Raw genomic sequence first — 18,092 nt, 5'->3', positions numbered from 1 at the left:
CAGCTTGATACCAATAAGGATAAAGAGCTGACGCAGGCTGAGCTCGACGTTGCGATTAAGGCGAAAAACCCTTTGCTGACGCAGCTTGATGAAAAGCAAAAGGAAATAAACACGCTTCAAGAACCGATTATCTTGGCGCAATTATATGCCGTTGAGCAGGTCGCTGTGAAGTATGAAGCTGCGCAGCAGGCGGTTATTGCTGCAAAGAAAATCAGTGTCATTTTGGCACCGGACGCATTTGTGTGGGCACCTGAAGCTGTGGACGTAACGTCTGCGATTACCGCTGAACTGGATAAAGCTATTCCAGCAGCATCAATCACACCCCCTGCGGGCTATCGCCCGTCGCGTCAGATTGGCGCTTTGTATCAGCAAATTCAGCAGCTGTTTAACAACGCCGCGCAGATGCAAGCCGCTCAGGCCGCTGCGGCTCAACCACGTGCTGCCGCACCAGCGGCGCAGCCTGAAAGCCGCTAAGCGGAATGAGCGAGGCTGATTTTAGCAACTATGACGTCCGCCGGGTTATGTCGGTGCTGCCGCACCGATACCCGATGTTGCTGGTTGACCGCGTTGAACAGCTTGTCCCTGATGAGCGCATCAGCGCGATTAAAGCCGTAACGATCAATGAAGGGTTCTTTCAGGGACATTTTCCCGGACGGCCCATCATGCCCGGCGTGCTGATTGTTGAAGCGCTGGCCCAAGCGGCTGGCGTTTTAGCGATGGAAAGCCTTGGGTTGATTGGTTCGGGTAAGCTCGTATATTTCATGTCCATCGACAATGCGAAGTTCCGTGCGCCCGTCGAGCCCGGTTGTTTGCTGCATCTGAATGTAGAATTTGTGCAAAAGCGTCCGCGGGTTTGCAAATTCGCGGGGCGTGCGATGATGGGCGATCAGGTCGCGGCGGAAGCCGAATTCATGGCCATGATCGCCGATCCGCCAGCGTGATGATATTCGCAGATAATTGAATCTTGCTATAACTGGCGTCCACCGCTATGCGCGGCGCTTCCGAATTTAGGGCTTCCGGTCGGAAACCGGTCGCTGAACAAAGGAATTATATATGAAAGCCGATATTCACCCCGATTATCACATGATCAAGGTGCAGATGACCGATGGCACCGTCTTCGAAACACGCTCCACCTGGGGCAAGGAAGGCGACACATTGGCTCTGGATATTGACCCGACTTCGCACCCCGCATGGACCGGTGGTTCGGGCCGTATGCTCGACACAGGCGGCCGCGTTGCGCAGTTCAACAAGCGCTTTGGTGGCCTTAGCCTTAAGAAGTAAGATAATCAGCGTGCCGGGTTGACGCCCGGCATGTGATAATCTTAAGGCCAAATTATAGGAACGCGCCTGCCTTAGTGGCGCTATGGCGACCGTAGCTCAGTTGGTTAGAGCGCTGGTTTGTGGTACCAGAGGTCGGGGGTTCAAGACCCCTCGGTCGCCCCATTTATTCCCCTCGCATAATCCGAGTGACTTTCGCATTGCGTAATATTATTACGCCGATGCGTAATTTGATTCCGACGCTGTTGAAATGAATTCGTCCGCATTTGGGAGTGACGAGATGCCCGCTATTTGGGATTTGCCAGACTTTGACTCGCATGAAGCAGTTCATGTGTTTGATGACCGCGTAACGGGGCTCAAGGCTGTCATTGCTGTCCATTCGACCCATCTGGGACCAGCGGCTGGCGGAACGCGTTTCTGGCATTACGCCGACTCACAAGCGGCAATCACCGACGCGCTTCGGCTGTCGCGGGGCATGAGCTACAAAAACGCCATGGCGGGGCTTTCGGCCGGTGGTGGTAAGGCCGTCATTTTGGCGAATCCGCAGCGCGCCAAACCACAGGAACTGCTTGAAGCATTTGCACGTGCGGTCGACTCGCTCGGCGGCAAATATATCACTGCACAGGATGTTGGCATTTCCGAAGCGGACATGGTTGCCGTTTCCAAGGTTACCCCACATGTTGCGGGACTTCCGGGTCAAGGTGGTGATCCCGGTCCATATACGGCGCGTGGCGTCTTTCTAGGCGTTAAGGCAGCGGTCAAGCATGCGCTTGGTACCGACGACCTTCATGGCGTCCATGTGGCCATTCAGGGCGTTGGTAGCGTCGGTGGCGGGCTCGCGCGTTATCTGGCGGCAGAGGGCGCCAAGCTGACGCTTGCAGATGTTGACGCGCAGCGTGCTGCAGATCTTGCGCGTGAACTCGGCGGGCAAAGTGTTTCTGCGGATGCCATTATGACATTGGAAGCCGATGTGTTCAGCCCGTGCGCGCTTGGTGCGGTACTGACCGAGGCCAGCGTATCAGCGTTAAAAGTGCGCGCTGTCGCCGGTGGTGCAAACAACCAGTTGGCAACCGGCTCTGAAGGGCGGATGCTCGCCGACCGCGGTATTTTATATGCGCCGGATTATGTCATTAACGCAGGCGGCATTATCAACGTCCTGCGCCAGATCGAAAATGCCGACGATGCCGAGATTAACCGGCGCGTCGATGCGATCGCAGGGCGATTGGCGGCAATCTGGAACGAAAGTGATTCGACCGGAAATACGCCAGCTGAAGTCGCCGACAATATGGCACAAAAGCTTATTGGCCGCTGATACCGAATCCATTGGCGTAACGCTTTGGCGGTGCTAGATGCATCGCCGAGTTATGCATCGTTTCGCCAATCCTGCCCGCTTTTTGCGAATCGCAAAGCCACTCACGCCTTGGTTGTTGTGGCTGGGCATCGCTTTGACGCTCGGGGCTTGCCTATGGGGAGCGTTCTTTACACCCACTGAACGACTGATGGGCGATACCGTAAAGATTATATTTGTTCATGTGCCCGCCGCTTGGTTGGGTATGGGCGGATGGACGGGCATTGCCATTGCCAGCATCGTTCAGCTGGTCTGGCGCCATCCGCTTGCTGGCGTGTCCGCGCGCGCGATTGCGGTACCCGGCGCGACCTTTGCGGCGATTTGCCTGATCACCGGGTCGATTTGGGGTCGGCCAACATGGGGTACATGGTGGGTCTGGGATGGCCGGCTGACATCCATGCTGGTGCTATTCTTTCTATATCTTGGATATATCGCGCTTTCGAATGCGTCGAGCGAGAAGGGCGATACGAGCCGCGTCGCCGCCGTTTTCGGCATCATCGGTGCCGTCAACATTCCGATTATCAACCGATCCGTCATCTGGTGGGAAAGCCAGCACCAAAAGGCGAGCATTACCTTGGGTGGCTCTTCCATCGATCAGGCCTACCTTGTGCCGCTTTTTGTGTCTGTCGCGGGCTTCAGCCTTTTGTTCGGTGCGTTGGTGTTGATGCGGATGCGCACGGCTTTGGCTGAAATGCGGATTGAGGCGCGTATGCGCCGGATGGCGGACTATTGATGCCGCACGCACCGTTCATTATCGCGTCGTTCGCTGTGACCGGCATTGGCATCAGCTGGCTTGTAATCTCCAGCTATCTTGCCATGCGTCGCACAGAGGCATCGGCAGATGAATTGAGGCAACAGCCATGAAACCCAAGCATCAACGCCTGCTGCTCGCCGTGATCGCGGTTTTCGCCTTGATAGGGGCTGGCCTGATCGCGGCGGCGGCACTGCGGGAAGAAGCGTCGTACTTTTACACGCCCACCACCCTGGCCAGCGCCAATGTTGCGCCGGGTAAGGCCATTCGGCTTGGCGGAATGGTGCAAAAGGGCTCAATCGTCCGCGCGCCCGATGGCGTTTCCATCACCTTTACCGTGCAGGACAAGGATAAAACGCAAAAAGTCACCTATCGCGGAATTACACCCGATCTCTTCGTTGAAGGATCGGGTGTCGTTGCAGACGGCCGGCTTGACCCCGACGGCATCTTTGTCGCGGACAGCTTGTTGGCGAAGCATGACGAAAATTATGTGCCCAAAGAACTGGCGGATATCGACATGACTTCCGCAGACCACACAAAGGACACGCTTTCAAAATGAAGGCTTTAACATAATGGCAGAGGCAGGACTTGCCGCATTGTGGCTGGCCGCCGCAATGGCGTTGCTTCAACTTATAGGCGGCATGACATTGTTGCGCGGCGGGGCAGGGCAGCTTGTGCCGCTCATCAAGCCTGCCGCCTATGTCCAAGGTGCCTTATGCGCCTTTGCGTTTCTTGCGCTAATGTGGCTGTTTTACGTAACCGACCTGTCGGTGTTGTTGGTCGCCAGCAATAGCCACATAGATAAACCACTGATTTTCAAGCTTGCGGGCACATGGGGTAACCATGAAGGCTCGATGCTGCTGTGGGTCTCGGTTTTGTCGGTGTCCGGCGCTGCGATTGCACTGCTGGAAAAGCGGATTGAGTCCAAAACGCTAAATGCTACGCTGGCGGTGCAGGCATTCATTGCCCTTGGCTTTTTTGCGTTTCTTTTGTTCGCATCTAACCCGTTTGAGCGTCTTGTGCCCGCGCCTATTGAAGGGAATGGCCTGAACCCATTGCTTCAGGATGTTGGCCTCGCGTTCCATCCGCCGACTTTATATTTCGGTTATGTCGGGCTTTCGATCGCCTTCTCCTTTGCCGTGGGCGCACTGCTGACAAATCAGGTTGGGCCGGCCTTTGCAAGGGCGATGCGGCCTTGGGTGTTGGCGGCGTGGATATTCCTGACCATCGGTATCACCGCCGGCAGCTATTGGGCCTATTATGAACTTGGCTGGGGTGGCTGGTGGTTCTGGGACCCCGTTGAAAACGCATCGCTGCTGCCATGGCTTGCGGCAACCGCACTTCTGCATTCGGTCAGCGTCCTTGCGACCCGTAACGCTTTGCGCGCGTGGACGATTATGCTGGCGCTCGTTGCATTTGCAATGTCGATGGCTGGGACGTTCTTGGTGCGGTCGGGCATTTTGACGAGCGTCCACGCATTTGCTGTCGATCCGGAACGTGGGGCGTTCATCCTTGCTTTGATGCTGATATACACCAGCCTTGCGTTTGTGATTTTTGCCTTGCGCATTGGTTCGGTCAAGCAAGGCGAGCCGTTTCAGCTCATCAGCCGCGAAGGCGGCATTGTTGCGAACAACATCTTCCTCAGCGTTATTCTGGCCGTGGTGCTCATCGGCACGCTGTACCCGCTTGCCGCAGAGGCGATGGGCGACAAGATTTCAGTTGGCCCACCCTATTTTAACAAGGCAACGGTGCCTATCGCTGTTCTGTTAATGCTTGCCCTTTTGATTGGCCCGATGCTGCGCTGGCGCCGCGATGATCTCAAACGCTTAAAATATTGGCTTATCGGGGGCGCTGCAATTTTGTTGTGGAGCGGCATCGCCGTGTGGAAGTTCGCGCCGGACGTTGGACTGTTCCCATTGCTTGGGATTGCCCTGTCATTGGCACTGGCTATCGCCGCGTGGCTGCCCTTACGCGGCCGCAAATTGCTGCGCACGCCATTGCCTATATTCGGTATGGTCATTGCCCACTTCGGTATTGCGGTGAGCGTTTTCGGCATGGCGGCAGAGTCTGGCTTTTCATCAGAAACATTAACTGCGCTTGCCCCGGGCGAAAGCGCGGAAATCGCGGGCTGGCAAGTGAAGCTGGACGACGTCAACCCTGTTGTCGGGGACAATTGGGTTGCCATCGAAGGCGAATTGCAGGCGGTGAAAAATGGCAATGCCTTTGTGCTTCGTCCGCAATCACGGCAGTTTTATAGACCTGAAATGCAAACGAGCGAGGCGGCATTGCTGACGCGTTGGAATGGCCAACTTTATGCCGTCATCGCGCAGCCCGACCAAGAGGGGGATGGCCGCTGGCAGGTGCGCTTGTGGTGGAAACCCTTTGTGCCGTTTATCTGGTATGGTGGCATGTTAATCGCTGTTGGTGGCATCATTGCGCTGCTTGGCCGTATGTTCCGGCGCGCGAAAAAGCCTGCTAAAAGCAAGTGGCAGACAACATGAACCGGCCCTGGCTTTTGTGGATCCCGCTTGCGGTGGTCGCTTTTATAGGTGGTCTGGCCATTTATGGCCTAGCCGTCCCCAAAGACGAGCAAGTGCATTCGGCGATGATTGGCCAAAAGCTGCCGGCGTTTTCATTGCCTGCAGCAACGGCGGGTGTCGAGGGCTTGGCCAGCGGCGATATGGCCGACGGGAAGCCCCGTCTGCTGAATATTTTTGCCAGCTGGTGCCTTCCGTGCAAGGCGGAAGCGCCCTATCTTGAAGCCTTGAAAAAGGCAGGTATCGAGATTGATGCCATCGCCATTCGTGACCGACCCGAAGACGTTGCGGCATTCCTGAACGAATTCGGTAATCCGTTCCGGCGGATTGGATCGGACAGCGAAATGGCGGTTCAGCTTAAGCTTGGTTCGTCAGGGGTTCCGGAAACCTATGTCATCGGCGGTGACGGCACGATATTGTATCAGCATATCGGCGATATCCGGGCTGAACATGTCCCGATGCTGATTGAAAAAGTGAACGCCGCGAAATGAGAATGCTCGCACTCATATGCCTGATGCTTGCAACACCGGTGTTCGCGCAAGGCAGCGGTCCCACGCCGGCATTGGCGAACCGTCAGCTGCCTGATCCCGCAAAGGAAGCGGAGGCGACGAAGCTGATGCACAGCTTGCGCTGCATTCAATGCCAGGGCCAATCGATCGCCGATAGTGATGCGCACATGGCGGGTACGATGCGCGCGGAGGTTCGGCAACAAATCGCAGCGGGGCAAAAGCCCGAGGCCATTCGTGGCTGGATGATCGCGCGCTACGGTGAATGGGTCAGCTTTGAACCTGATATGAAGGGGGCAGGGCTGTTGCTTTGGTTGACGCCCTTATTGGTTCTAATCGCGGGCATATGGCTGGCGCGCGGACTATTCCGGAGGGGCGCATGAACGGTTGGTTGGCACTTGGCATTTTGGCGGTACTCAGCCTAGCCGTGCTCGTCTGGAATGTCCGATCGTCGAGAGGTTTGTGGCAGATTGCCGCAGCTGTCATTCTATTGGGGATGACGGGATATGCGCTTCAGGGACGGCCCACGACACCATCGTCACCTGCTAAGCCACTGGCGGCAAGCGAAGTCGCCGCGACCGAGCTTGTCAACATACGGGCAGACATGGACCAAAGTTTTGGCAGCGCAAAGCGCTGGCTTGTTACCGCGGATTTATTTGCCAAGCAGGGCGATTACCCGCTTTCCGCAACCTATATTCAAGCCGGCTTGCGCAAAGACCCCAACAACCCGGATTTGTGGTCCGCATTGGGTTTGCAACTGATGCTCGCAAGCGAAGGCCAAATGTCGCCGCCGGCGCAATTGGCATTTGATAAGGCGCGGGCAATCCGGCCCAATTATCCTGCGCCATATTATTTCGCGGGGCTTGCGCGGCTCTTTGCTGGGGATCTCGACGGAGCCATTTTGCTCTGGGAAAAGACCGTGTCACTGGCGACACCGCAAGCCAAGTGGAAGGCACGTATTGAGTCGCAACTGCAAGCGGCGAAGGCATTGCAGGCGCAGGCCGCTAATGCCCAAGCTGCTAATGCAACTAAGTAACTGATATAATTTATTTTTGTTATAATTGACCGGCTTTATTGCTTTGTTGTGATGGGTTGGTGGCCATGCTAATGCGCGCGTCCTGACTGCTTTTAGGGGCATTCGGGGCAAACGCCGGGGAAACGAAATGGTTGGACCGCAAGCCGCAGACGATTTTGGTCATAGCGAGCAAGATCAACATGCAAGTCATGCCCCGAAGGGGTCGTTGCTCGCCCTGTGCGTTGGCACAGTTGGCGTTGTGTTTGGCGACATCGGGACCAGCCCGATTTATGCTTTCCGCGAAACATTCGCCGGACATCATCCCATCACCCCCGATCCGATGCACATTAATGGTGTGCTAAGTCTCGTTTTTTGGTCGATGATGATCGTTGTGACATTCAAATATGTCTTCACGATCATGAAAGCCGACAACAAGGGCGAGGGCGGAAGCCTTGCCCTTCTCGCGCTGATTAACCGGCAGACTGCAGGTGCAAAATGGACAGCGCCTTTCGTGATGCTAGGCGTTTTTGCGACCGCTCTTTTCTATGGCGACTCCATGATCACGCCGGCGATGTCGATCCTGTCCGCGGCGGAAGGTCTGAAATATGTCAACCAAGGCTTTAGCGACTGGATCCTGCCCATATCCGTCGTGATTATTGGTGCACTTTTTGCGTTCCAGTCGCGTGGTACGGCCAAGGTTGGTGCATGGTTCGGGCCGATCATGCTCGTCTATTTTGCAACGCTCTCCGGCCTTGGCATTATGCATCTGACTAAGATGCCATTGATCATTCTGGATGTGATCAACCCGATGAACGCACTTTACTTTTTCTACGTTGATGGCTTCCGCGCGTTTGTCGCGATGGGCACTGTGGTGCTTGCCGTTACCGGAGCCGAGGCGCTCTATGCCGATATGGGGCATTTTGGACGGCGCCCAATCAAGTTCAGCTGGCTGTTCTTTGTTCTGCCAGCCTTGATGCTGAACTATATGGGGCAGGGGGCAATGATCCTGTCGATGACCCCTGAGGAAGCCCAGATGGCCATTCGTGACCCATTCTTCCTGATGGTGCCGGATATCATTAGCACGCCCGTTATCATATTGACGATTTTGGCCGCGATTATCGCCAGCCAGGCCGTGATTTCGGGTGCATTCTCGTTGACCCAGCAAGCCATTCAATTGGGCTTCATGCCGCGCTTGAGCATTTTGCACACCAGCGAAAAAGCCGCAGGCCAGATTTACATTCCGGCAATCAACTGGGGGCTGGCGGTGATGGTCCTCTTGCTGGTGCTTTTCTTCCAGTCTTCGTCAAACCTTGCCGCTGCTTATGGCATCGCGGTTACGGGTGCGATGTTTATCGATACCTGCCTGATCGCGGTCGTGCTCTTGTCGCTTTGGAAATGGCCAAAGTGGAAAGCCATTCCGATCTTGGCGTTGTTCTTCATCGTCGACTTTGCTTATTTCGGCGCAAACCTGCTCAAGGTTCCGTCGGGTGGCTGGGTGCCGCTGCTGATTGGCTTGGTGATCTTCACCTTGCTAACGACATGGTCACGTGGCCGCGCGCTGATGCGCGAGCGTATGGCCGAAAGCACCATGCCGATGGAAATCTTCATCAAATCGGCTGCAAACAGCGCGACGCGGGTTCCCGGCACGGCGATCTTCATGGCGTCTGCCGCGAGCGGCGTTCCTTCGGCTTTGCTCCACAATATCAAGCACAACCGCATATTGCATGAACGCGTCATCATTCTCACGGTGCAAATTGAGGATGTCCCCTTTGTCGAAACCGGCGAACGGATTATTTGCAAAGACCTTGGTGAAGGTTTCTATCGCGTCAAAATGCGCTTTGGCTTCTTGGAAGAAACCAATGTGCCCGCGACGCTCGATTTGGTCGATTTGTGCGGTCCAAAGTTTGACATGATGCACACCAGCTTCTTCCTGTCGCGGCAGACGCTTATTGCGTCGAAGATCCCCGGCATGGCTATCTGGCGCGAAAAGATTTTCGCATGGATGTTGCGCAATGCGGCAAACGCCATGGAGTTCTTTAAGCTGCCCAGCAATCGGGTGGTAGAACTGGGAAGCCAAGTCGAAATTTAATGGCCTAGGCCGCGACGCGCGTGTGTCGTCGCAAAATCGCTTGAACCTTTTTGTTTCGACCAATACGAACAAAAAAGGAACTTCGATTGGAAGATCGTATGACGGTTATGTCATTGCTGTCGGCGGATAGCTTCGCCGATTTGAAGGAAATGTGGCAATCCGTCGATTTCGACCGGCTTGGCATCACCTTGGATGACGGCAGTAATCCGGCGAGCGTGTCGGGCAGTATGCTGTTTAGCGGTGCTGCATTTACCTATGCGTTACAGGCGTGCCCTGCGCCAGCAGCAACGCACCACATTTTTTGTAACGCTGACCTCTCGGATATCCAGTCCGCCGTGCACATTGATTTGGGACCAGCGGTCGCATCTGGCCGCATTCTTCCCGCAATTGTTCAGGCTATGCTGGAGCTTGGCGGGGTTTTGGGCCGCAACTTGGGTATCAAGGCCGTGTTCTGGTCTCCGGCGGCGGTTGTTTCCGGATATGATTATTACGCGGAGGCTGTAGCGCAATATGCCGAAGGTGCGGCCTTTCCGGCGTTGTTGTGCGTTGGCTTTGATATGTCGAGGATCGGCACTGTGCAAACAACAGGGTTGGCGTGGTTATGCGATCAGGAACTTACCTTCACGCATCCGCAGCTGCCCGCGCATGAAGCAATGCGTTATGTGGTACGCCTTGTGCACGACCTTGCCACGCAAGGGGCATATGACCGCGCACTGGAGCTGCCCGGCTTGCATGCAGATGAGGTTGTTGTTGTGACGCCCAACCCCGATCAGGGTACAGTAAATGCACGCCTGGTTACCGGTAAAGAGGCCATAAACTCCGCCCAATAGCAAATGGCTTGTGCCATTTGGTTGGCAACTAAATGAATGCCCATAAATTTTATACTGGACGAATGTTGCTTTGAATGGCTATCGCCGCAACATAATGTCTTTGCACAACGCGACCTTGCACCTTCTACGACTTACACGCCCTTAGGCGTGCGCTTGATGTCGGCATCGTTCGGCAGGCCGCCTAAGGGCTTCATGAAACCCCGCCAAGTCTTACAGCCCACATAATGGGCGCAATAGCGAAGTTGCACAGAACATGATGTTATCCGATCCATCCCGTAAATACCGCGCATTCCCGCAAGTTGATCTGCCCGATCGTCAGTGGCCAAATCGTACCATAGACGCACCGCCACGTTGGCTTTCCACCGACTTGCGCGATGGCAATCAGGCGTTGATCGATCCGATGGGCGCAGAGAAAAAGCGCCGGTTTTTTGATCTTCTCCTTAAAGTCGGCGTGAAGGAAATCGAAGTTGGTTTCCCAAGCTCCGGTGCGACAGATTTCGATTTTATCCGTGGTTTGGTCGATAGCGGAAGCATCCCCGATGATGTGACGATCCAGAGCCTGACGCAGTCACGGCGCGACCTTATTGAGAAAACGTTCGAAAGCATGGCGGGCGCACCGCGTGCGATTGTGCATCTGTATAATGCCGTTAGCCCTGCGTGGCGCGACATTGTCTTCAACCTCGACAAAGCGGGGGTGAAGGCCATAGCGGTTGAAGGCGCGCATATGTTGATGGAGCAAGCCGCGCGTTTCCCCGAAACCGACTGGCATTTTGAATATAGCCCCGAAACCTTTTCCACTGCCGAGCTCGAATTCAGCCTTGAGGTGAGCGAGGCTGTGATGGAGGTTTTGAAACCGACCGCCGCCAAGCCACTGATCCTGAATTTGCCCGCCACCATCGAAGCCGCGATGCCCAATGTATATGCGGACCAGATCGAATGGATGTGCAAACATATCAGCGCACGTGATGCTGTCGTCATCAGCCTGCATCCCCATAACGACCGGGGTAGCGGCATCGCTGCGGCGGAACTTGGCCTGTTGGCAGGCGGCGACCGGATTGAAGGTTGCCTGTTCGGCAATGGTGAACGCACGGGCAATGTCGACCTCGTCACGCTGGCGCTGAATATGTATACGCAAGGGCTGAACCCAGGTCTTGATTTCAGCAATATCGATGAGGTCATTCAGACCGTGGAATATTGCAATCAACTGCCGGTCCATCCGCGCCACCCATATGCCGGTGAATTGGTGTTCACGGCCTTTTCTGGTTCGCACCAAGACGCCATTAAGAAAGGTTTTGCCGCCCACGAACGGCAAAATGATGAAATCTGGCGGGTTCCGTATCTGCCAATCGATCCAGCGGATTTGGGCCGGTCATACGAAGCCGTCATCCGCGTAAATTCGCAAAGCGGCAAGGGCGGTGTCGCCTGGGTTATTGAACAGGACCACGGCCTCAAACTGCCGAAGCGTATGCAGGCCAATTTTTCCACGACGGTGCAGGAATTGTCGGACACGACTGGCCGTGAACTGACCAGTGCCGACATCTGGGAGGCGTTTGAAAAGCGCTATCATCTGAAAGGGGAAGGGCGCTTCCGGTTGCTCGACTTCCGCGAAAGCCAAAGCCAGCGTCAACTGGATGAGCGTATCTTCGCAGGCAACATCCGCATCGATGGCGTAGAACAAAGCGTGAGCGGTCGCGGCAATGGACTTATCTCAAGCCTTGCCAACGCCCTTCAGGAGGCTCTGGGAGGGCCGCTGGACATCATTGACTATAGCGAGCACGCAATCGGACACGGCACCGATGCACGCGCTGCTGCCTATGTTGAGTGCCGTGTTGGCGATGGACCGATTTTGTTCGGTGTCGGGATCAGCAGGGATGTCGCGACGGCATCCGTTCGCGCGATTTTGAGTGCCGCTAACGGCGCGTAAGTCGATCTAAGGCGGGCGTGCATGAAAAATCACGCCCACCTAACCTTACGTAATGGCTTGTTCCGTACCACCCATTTGACAGCCGCAATGTGCAGGCGCTAACCCACCGTTAAATGCTCAATTAACAAGGGATTCGGCGCATGGCACTTCCGGCAATTTTCGACAATCTTCGTCTTCCGGTGATTGGATCGCCGCTTTTTATCGTTTCAGGCCCAGAGCTGGTGATTGCACAATGCAAGGCCGGTGTTGTCGGTTCATTCCCGGCGCTCAATGCGCGTCCGGCCAGCCAGCTGGACGAATGGCTGCACCAGATCACTGAGGAACTCGCCGCACATAACCGCGATAATCCCACGCGCCCTGCCGCGCCTTATGCCGTGAACCAGATCGTGCATAAGTCAAACAACCGGTTGCAGGAAGATTTGGCCGTTTGCGCGAAGTGGCAAGTTCCGATCACGATCACGTCGCTTGGCGCGCAGGAAGAACTGAACCAAGCCGTACACAGCTGGGGCGGCATTGCGTTTCATGACGTTATCAATGACCGTTTCGCGCACAAGGCAATCGAGAAGGGCGCAGATGGCCTTATTCCCGTTGCTGCAGGCGCTGGCGGACATGCTGGTGTGACCTCACCATTTGCGTTGATGCGTGAAATTCGTGAGTGGTTTGATGGTCCGGTGGCATTGTCCGGATCGATTGCGCACGGTGCGTCCGTTTTGGCCGCGCAAGCCATGGGTGCAGATTTTGGTTATATCGGCAGCGCGTTCATCGCGACGAAGGAAGCCAATGCTGTTGACGGCTACAAAGATAACATCGTTGAAGCAAAAGCTTCCGACATTGTTTACTCGGACCTATTCACCGGCGTCAGCGGCAACTATCTGCGTCAGTCCATCGAACGCGCAGGGATGGACCCCAACAATCTGCCAAAGGGCGATATTTCCACGATGAACTTTGGTTCGGGCGGCAATAGCGAAGCCAAGGCTTGGAAGGATATCTGGGGTTCAGGCCAAGGTATCGGCGCGATCAAGGAAGTGCAAACTGTGGCACAATTTGTTGATCAGCTTGAGGCAGAGTATCGCGCAGCCAAGGTTGCTTTGGATGCGGCTTTCCGGGGCTAATTATATCCCCGACATGGCGTAGCCAGCAATATGCTTTACGACGCCGCAAAGGCACAAGGCGCGGAAAATCTCCCCTTTGTGCTTTTGCGGCGTTTTATTTTTGATCCTTAGCTGGCCTTTTCAAAGGCGACGCTGATGTCCAAGGTAACGTCATCCGAAATCATAGGTACGGCATAGCTAATGCCAAATTCGCTGCGTTTGATGACAGATGTGGCATGAAAGCCGACGGTTGGCTTTTTGTTGAACGGATTGTTGCCAGCACCTGAAAATGTCGTATCGAGCACGACTGGCTTGGTGATGCCGTTCAGCGTTAGGTTACCCGTGATTTTCGCTGTCGTGCCCTTGGCCACCACGCTGGTGGATACAAACTTTGCATCCGCCGGCGCTGGACCGAAAAAGTCCGCCTTACCGCCATCTTTGCCAGCACGGAGCAAATGGCCCGTGAGGCCCGCGCTCGCGGTTGTGACTTTGCCTATAGGAATGGTGATATCGACCGTTGATGCATTTGGCTTTGCAGGGTCCAGAACCAATGTCCCCGTCGCATCGCCGAAGATGCCAAAATAATCGTTGAAGCCGAAATGGCTAACCCGCCAACCGATCAGCGTGTGCCCGGGGATCGGTGTTGTAGGTTCCTGCGGTCACGCGCGTGACATCCACTACGCCGGGGGTTTGTGGTGCGCTCTGTGCGATGAGCGGGACAGCAGCGAAGAGGGGAAGGGCACATAAAAGCTTGCGCATAAAATTGCTCCAGACATGAAAAAGGGGAGGCACCAGTGTCGATGCCTCCCCTTAAACTGTCAAGATGCGAAGAAGTTTAGTTTTTCGCTTGATCAACCAACTTATTCTTGGCGATCCAAGGCATCATGGCGCGCAGTTTTGCGCCAGTTGCTTCGATTGGATGCGCAGCAGCGGCTTTGCGCGCGGCCTTGAGTTCAGGTTGTCCCGCACGGTTGTCTAGAACGAAGTTCTTCACAAAACGGCCCGATTGAATGTCCGCAAGAACGCGCTTCATTTCCGCCTTGGTTTCATCGGTAATGATGCGCGGGCCAGTCGTGATGTCGCCATATTCTGCGGTGTTGGAGATGGAATAGCGCATGTTGGCGATGCCGCCTTCATATAGAAGGTCAACGATGAGCTTCGTTTCGTGCAAGCATTCGAAATACGCCATTTCAGGGGCATAGCCCGCCTCGGTGAGCGTTTCGAAGCCGGCTTGGATAAGGTGCGTGATACCACCGCAAAGGACAGCCTGTTCACCGAACAGATCGGTTTCGCACTCTTCGCGGAAGTTGGTTTCGATGATACCGCTGCGTCCGCCGCCAACGCCGCTTGCATAAGCAAGCGCGATGTCATGGGCATTGCCCGACGCATTTTGCGCGACCGCGATAAGGCAAGGCACGCCGCCGCCTTTTTGATATTCGCTGCGCACGGTATGGCCGGGGCCCTTTGGCGCGATCATGATGACATCAATGTCTGCGCGTGGTTCGATAAGGCCGAAATGGACGTTCAGGCCATGGGCAAAGGCAAGCGCCGCGCCGGGCTTCATATTTGCATGCAAGTCATCGGCGTAAATGGCGGCCTGATGCTCGTCAGGTGCCAGCACCATCAAGATGTCGGCCCACGCGGCGGCATCGGCATTCGCCAAGACCTTGAAGCCAGCAGCTTCAGCCTTTTTCGCAGTGGCCGAGCCAGCACGCAACGCAATGGCTACGTCCGCAACGCCGCTGTCGCGCAGGTTCTGTGCATGTGCATGGCCTTGGCTACCATAACCAACAATCGCGACTTTCTTGTCCTTGATCAGGCCCAGATCGCAATCTGCGTCGTAAAATACTTTCATGTTTTAGTCCTTCTGCTTTGCCGTCACCCGGAATGTGTTTCAGGGTCTTACTTTCAACGGCGTAATATTTTGACGATGAAATTTAGCTGCCTTCGGCTCCGCGCATCAGGCCGACAATTCCGGTTCTGCCGACTTCAACCAGGCCGACTTCGCGCATCAACGCGACGAACGTGTCGATCTTGTCCGGGCCGCCGGTTATCTCAAAAATGAAGCTGTTGACAGTCGCGTCGATCACGCGGGCACGATAAATATCGGCAAGGCGCATTGCCTCAACCCGTTGGTCGCCGGTGCCGCGCACCTTAACCAACGCAAGCTCTCGCTCGACATGGGGGCCAGCTTCGGTCAGGTCCGTGACTTTGTGCACCGGGATCAGGCGTTCACATTGCGCAATGATCTGGTCGATGACCGGCGGTGGCCCGCGGGTCACGATGGTAATCCGGCTGATGGCATGATCTTCGCTGATGTCGGCAACGGTCAAACTGTCGATGTTGTAACCGCGCGAGGTAAACATACCCGCGATCCGCGCCAGCGTGCCTGCTTCGTTGTCGACGGTCAGCGTGAGCACATGCCGTTCGGTGAGTTCCTGTTTGATATGCATTATACGAGCGCCTTTGCTTCGTCGTCCATCGTCCCCGATACTTCATCGGAATGCAGGATCATGTCGGTATGGGCCGCGCCTGACGGTATCATGGGGAAGCAATTTGCGGTTTTGTGCACGCGGCAGTCGAACATCACCGGGCCGTCATAGGCAAGCATTTCGGCTATCGCCTCATCGAGCTTGGCAGGGTCACTGCAACGTATGCCTTTCCATCCATAAGCTTCGGCCAGCGCCACAAAATCGGGTAAGCTGTCTGAATAGCTCTCCGAGAACCGGCTTTCATAGGTCAGCTCTTGCCACTGGCGTACCATGCCCATCCATTCGTTGTTCAGGATGAAGACCTTGACCGGCAAACGATATTGGGTCGCGGTTGCCATTTCCTGAATATTCATCTGGATAGACGCTTCGCCAGCGATATCGATAACCAGCGCGTCCGGATTACCCATTTGTGCACCGACCGCTGCGGGCAGGCCATAGCCCATCGTTCCCAAGCCGCCGCTGGTGAGCCATTTGTTGGGGGCATCAAAATGGAAATGCTGTGCGGCCCACATTTGGTGCTGCCCAACTTCCGTCGTGATGATAGGCGATTTGTCTTTGGTGGCCTCGAATAGACGTTCAATCGCATATTGCGGCATGATTTCCTGCGTGCTGCCGGTGTAGCTGAGGCAGTCGACTGCGCGCCAGCCCTTGATACGTGCCCACCAGTCATCCAACGCCGCGGCTTTATATTTACGGCCTTTCCACACTTCGATCATTTGCCGCATCGCCGCGCCAACATCCGCCACGATGGGCAGATCAACGCGTACCGTTTTGTTCATCGAACTGCGGTCTATATCGATGTGGATTTTGATGCTGTCGGGTGAGAAGGCATCCAAGCGACCAGTTACGCGGTCGTCGAAACGCGCGCCTAGGCACAGCATCACGTCGCACTGGTTCATCGCCATATTGGCTTCATATGTACCATGCATGCCAAGCATACCAAGCCACGCGTCGCCGGAGGCAGGATATGCGCCAAGGCCCATGAGGGTTGATGTGACGGGCGCGCCGCATAGTTCGGCGAGTTCACGCAGCGCCGCACTTGCATCGGGTCCGGAATTGATGATGCCGCCGCCGGTATAGAGAATTGGCGCCTTCGCATTGGCCAACAGCTCAACCGCGCGATTGATTTCGGCGTAATCGGCTTCACCCGCAGGGTTAAACCGCGACGACGTTGGACGCTTTACGTCGGTGGATGCCGTCGCAACCTGAACGTTTTTCGGAATGTCGATGACAACGGGGCCAGGGCGTCCCTTCGTTGCGATGGCAAATGCCTCACGCACGGTGGATGCGAGGTCCGCCGGATCTTTCACAAGATAATTGTGCTTTGAACAGTGGCGCGTGATGCCGACGGTGTCCGCTTCCTGAAACGCGTCTGAGCCGATTAAGTTGGTGGCAACTTGGCCAGTCAGAACAATAAGCGGAATGGAATCCATGAAAGCATCCGCAATGCCGGTGACGGCATTGGTCGCGCCAGGGCCTGACGTGACCAGCACGACGCCCGGCTTGCCTGTCGAACGTGCGTAACCTTCTGCGGCATGCGCAGCGCCGGCTTCATGACGGACGAGGACGTGACGGATTTTCTTATGCTGAAAGAGCGCGTCATAAATCGGCAGAACTGCGCCGCCGGGATACCCGAATACGGTGTCCACACCCTGTTCGATCAAGGTATCGATCAAAATTTCTGCGCCGGATTTTTCGGGCACTATAAAGTCCTCACTCATTATGAAACTGCCCTATGTTGCAGCGCAACACAGTAGGCAAGAGCGGGCTAGCTAAAGATTAGAAAATGACATGTCAACGATAATCATTGAAATATTGTTTCAAAATAACGTCTATTTGAATCATTTATTTCATCGACGATACGAGGCCATGCGGCGGGGGCTTGGTTCCTGAACCAGGTAAACTGCCGCTTTGCATATTGGCGGGTCGCAATTTGGCCGCGTTCGATGGCCTGGGCCTTCGACATAGTGCCGCCAAGAAGTGCAGCGATCTCGGGTACGCCAATGGCCCGCATGATTGGCGCATCGTGGGGCATTTGCTGCGCCAGCAAGGCTTCAACTTCCTGAATAGCGCCGCTGTGCATCATCTGTTCAAACCGCATGTCGCACCGTTGATACAGCCATTCACGCGGTGGCAAGAGGAGGAGGGGGTGCAGCGAGATGTCTTGCGCGATGCCGCCCGTCTTAATTTTGCGCCATTCGCTGATGCTGCGGCCAGTGCCCTCAATAACC

General features: G+C 55.5%; 18 protein-coding genes, 1 tRNA gene and 2 pseudogenes. 16 read left to right on the top strand and 5 right to left on the bottom strand.

Translation table 11 applies throughout. The features are described from left to right. The 16 genes and pseudogenes from ACILQA_RS04330 to ACILQA_RS04255 form a co-directional block, all read left to right on the top strand. Positions 1 to 474 (top strand): annotated as a pseudogene (locus ACILQA_RS04330) (OmpH family outer membrane protein); the annotation flags it as partial. A 5-nt stretch (positions 475 to 479) separates the two neighbouring features. Further along, positions 480 to 941 (top strand): 3-hydroxyacyl-ACP dehydratase FabZ, encoded by a 462-nt coding sequence (fabZ, locus tag ACILQA_RS04325; RefSeq protein ID WP_183940328.1) that lies wholly within the window; start codon positions 480 to 482, stop codon positions 939 to 941. Positions 942 to 1,053: 112 nt separating this feature from the next. Next, positions 1,054 to 1,281, top strand: a complete 228-nt coding sequence (rpmE, locus tag ACILQA_RS04320) for a 50S ribosomal protein L31 (RefSeq protein WP_125230382.1) — start codon at positions 1,054 to 1,056, stop codon at positions 1,279 to 1,281. 85 nt (positions 1,282 to 1,366) lie between these two features. Then, positions 1,367 to 1,443 (top strand) — tRNA-His (locus ACILQA_RS04315). A gap of 115 nt (positions 1,444 to 1,558) precedes the next feature. Next, positions 1,559 to 2,590, top strand: a complete 1,032-nt coding sequence (locus ACILQA_RS04310; RefSeq protein WP_395628576.1) for a Leu/Phe/Val dehydrogenase — start codon at positions 1,559 to 1,561, stop codon at positions 2,588 to 2,590. A gap of 52 nt (positions 2,591 to 2,642) precedes the next feature. Continuing rightward, positions 2,643 to 3,359, top strand: coding sequence for a heme ABC transporter permease CcmC (gene ccmC / locus ACILQA_RS04305; protein ID WP_395628579.1), 717 nt, complete (start codon positions 2,643 to 2,645; stop codon positions 3,357 to 3,359). Next, positions 3,359 to 3,490, top strand: coding sequence for a heme exporter protein CcmD (gene ccmD / locus ACILQA_RS04300; RefSeq protein WP_395628575.1), 132 nt, complete (start codon positions 3,359 to 3,361; stop codon positions 3,488 to 3,490). The genes ccmC and ccmD overlap by 1 nt, the downstream gene beginning before the upstream one ends. Beyond that, a complete protein-coding gene (ccmE, locus tag ACILQA_RS04295) occupies positions 3,487 to 3,936 on the top strand; it encodes a cytochrome c maturation protein CcmE (protein WP_395628574.1) in 450 nt (149 codons plus the stop codon). Before ccmD ends, ccmE begins: the two co-directional genes overlap by 4 nt. Before the next feature lie 10 nt (positions 3,937 to 3,946). After that, positions 3,947 to 5,878 carry a heme lyase CcmF/NrfE family subunit gene (locus tag ACILQA_RS04290; protein WP_395628578.1) on the top strand — a complete coding sequence of 644 codons (1,932 nt, stop codon included), beginning with the start codon at positions 3,947 to 3,949 and terminating at the stop codon, positions 5,876 to 5,878. Next, entirely contained in the window at positions 5,875 to 6,405 is a 531-nt protein-coding gene (locus ACILQA_RS04285) for a DsbE family thiol:disulfide interchange protein (protein ID WP_395628573.1), read from the top strand. Before ACILQA_RS04290 ends, ACILQA_RS04285 begins: the two co-directional genes overlap by 4 nt. Before the next feature lie 2 nt (positions 6,406 to 6,407). Beyond that, positions 6,408 to 6,803 (top strand): cytochrome c-type biogenesis protein CcmH, encoded by a 396-nt coding sequence (locus tag ACILQA_RS04280; RefSeq protein ID WP_395628572.1) that lies wholly within the window; start codon positions 6,408 to 6,410, stop codon positions 6,801 to 6,803. Continuing rightward, positions 6,800 to 7,456, top strand: a complete 657-nt coding sequence (locus tag ACILQA_RS04275) for a tetratricopeptide repeat protein (RefSeq protein WP_395628571.1) — start codon at positions 6,800 to 6,802, stop codon at positions 7,454 to 7,456. Before ACILQA_RS04280 ends, ACILQA_RS04275 begins: the two co-directional genes overlap by 4 nt. Positions 7,457 to 7,583: 127 nt before the next feature. Then, positions 7,584 to 9,524 carry a potassium transporter Kup gene (locus ACILQA_RS04270; RefSeq protein WP_395628570.1) on the top strand — a complete coding sequence of 647 codons (1,941 nt, stop codon included), beginning with the start codon at positions 7,584 to 7,586 and terminating at the stop codon, positions 9,522 to 9,524. Between the two features lie 98 nt (positions 9,525 to 9,622). Further along, positions 9,623 to 10,354, top strand: coding sequence for a hypothetical protein (locus ACILQA_RS04265; protein ID WP_395628569.1), 732 nt, complete (start codon positions 9,623 to 9,625; stop codon positions 10,352 to 10,354). 253 nt (positions 10,355 to 10,607) lie between these two features. Beyond that, a complete protein-coding gene (gene leuA, locus ACILQA_RS04260; protein ID WP_395628568.1) occupies positions 10,608 to 12,278 on the top strand; it encodes a 2-isopropylmalate synthase in 1,671 nt (556 codons plus the stop codon). Positions 12,279 to 12,418: 140 nt separating this feature from the next. Further along, positions 12,419 to 13,390, top strand: coding sequence for a nitronate monooxygenase family protein (locus tag ACILQA_RS04255; RefSeq protein ID WP_306063260.1), 972 nt, complete (start codon positions 12,419 to 12,421; stop codon positions 13,388 to 13,390). A gap of 107 nt (positions 13,391 to 13,497) precedes the next feature. Here ACILQA_RS04255 and ACILQA_RS04250 read toward each other — a convergent pair whose 3' ends face one another. The 5 genes and pseudogenes from ACILQA_RS04250 to ACILQA_RS04230 all read right to left on the bottom strand — a co-directional run. Continuing rightward, a complete protein-coding gene (locus ACILQA_RS04250) occupies positions 13,498 to 13,944 on the bottom strand; it encodes a YceI family protein (RefSeq protein ID WP_395628577.1) in 447 nt (148 codons plus the stop codon). Between the two features lie 260 nt (positions 13,945 to 14,204). Next, positions 14,205 to 15,224, bottom strand: coding sequence for a ketol-acid reductoisomerase (gene ilvC, locus ACILQA_RS04245; protein ID WP_183940355.1), 1,020 nt, complete (start codon positions 15,222 to 15,224; stop codon positions 14,205 to 14,207). Positions 15,225 to 15,306: 82 nt separating this feature from the next. Next, complete coding sequence (gene ilvN / locus ACILQA_RS04240; protein ID WP_395628567.1) at positions 15,307 to 15,822, bottom strand: acetolactate synthase small subunit; 516 nt, start codon at positions 15,820 to 15,822, stop codon at positions 15,307 to 15,309. Continuing rightward, a complete protein-coding gene (locus ACILQA_RS04235) occupies positions 15,822 to 17,582 on the bottom strand; it encodes an acetolactate synthase 3 large subunit (protein WP_395628566.1) in 1,761 nt (586 codons plus the stop codon). Before ACILQA_RS04235 ends, ilvN begins: the two co-directional genes overlap by 1 nt. An 83-nt stretch (positions 17,583 to 17,665) precedes the next feature. Beyond that, positions 17,666 to 18,092: pseudogene (locus tag ACILQA_RS04230) on the bottom strand (tRNA (adenosine(37)-N6)-dimethylallyltransferase MiaA); the annotation flags it as partial.

The sequence above is a fragment of the Sphingorhabdus sp. genome, from assembly GCF_044239005.1.
GTDB lineage: Bacteria > Pseudomonadota > Alphaproteobacteria > Sphingomonadales > Sphingomonadaceae > Sphingorhabdus_B.
Note: the sequence above shows the minus strand (reverse complement) of the source record. Positions and strands in the feature narration are given on the sequence as shown.

Excerpts from the sequence above, each read along its gene's own strand:
- fabZ (WP_183940328.1), top strand. The coding sequence starts at position 480 with ATGAGCGAGGCTGATTTTAGCAACTATGACGTCCGCCGGGTTATGTCG.
- rpmE (WP_125230382.1), top strand. The coding sequence starts at position 1,054 with ATGAAAGCCGATATTCACCCCGATTATCACATGATCAAGGTGCAGATG.
- ACILQA_RS04310 (WP_395628576.1), top strand. The coding sequence starts at position 1,559 with ATGCCCGCTATTTGGGATTTGCCAGACTTTGACTCGCATGAAGCAGTT.
- ccmC (WP_395628579.1), top strand. The coding sequence starts at position 2,643 with ATGCATCGTTTCGCCAATCCTGCCCGCTTTTTGCGAATCGCAAAGCCA.
- ccmD (WP_395628575.1), top strand. The coding sequence starts at position 3,359 with ATGCCGCACGCACCGTTCATTATCGCGTCGTTCGCTGTGACCGGCATT.
- ccmE (WP_395628574.1), top strand. The coding sequence starts at position 3,487 with ATGAAACCCAAGCATCAACGCCTGCTGCTCGCCGTGATCGCGGTTTTC.
- ACILQA_RS04285 (WP_395628573.1), top strand. The coding sequence starts at position 5,875 with ATGAACCGGCCCTGGCTTTTGTGGATCCCGCTTGCGGTGGTCGCTTTT.
- ACILQA_RS04280 (WP_395628572.1), top strand. The coding sequence starts at position 6,408 with ATGCTCGCACTCATATGCCTGATGCTTGCAACACCGGTGTTCGCGCAA.
- ACILQA_RS04275 (WP_395628571.1), top strand. The coding sequence starts at position 6,800 with ATGAACGGTTGGTTGGCACTTGGCATTTTGGCGGTACTCAGCCTAGCC.
- ACILQA_RS04270 (WP_395628570.1), top strand. The coding sequence starts at position 7,584 with ATGGTTGGACCGCAAGCCGCAGACGATTTTGGTCATAGCGAGCAAGAT.
- ACILQA_RS04265 (WP_395628569.1), top strand. The coding sequence starts at position 9,623 with ATGACGGTTATGTCATTGCTGTCGGCGGATAGCTTCGCCGATTTGAAG.
- leuA (WP_395628568.1), top strand. The coding sequence starts at position 10,608 with ATGATGTTATCCGATCCATCCCGTAAATACCGCGCATTCCCGCAAGTT.
- ACILQA_RS04255 (WP_306063260.1), top strand. The coding sequence starts at position 12,419 with ATGGCACTTCCGGCAATTTTCGACAATCTTCGTCTTCCGGTGATTGGA.
- ilvC (WP_183940355.1), bottom strand. The coding sequence starts at position 15,224 with ATGAAAGTATTTTACGACGCAGATTGCGATCTGGGCCTGATCAAGGAC.
- ilvN (WP_395628567.1), bottom strand. The coding sequence starts at position 15,822 with ATGCATATCAAACAGGAACTCACCGAACGGCATGTGCTCACGCTGACC.
- ACILQA_RS04235 (WP_395628566.1), bottom strand. The coding sequence starts at position 17,582 with ATGAGTGAGGACTTTATAGTGCCCGAAAAATCCGGCGCAGAAATTTTG.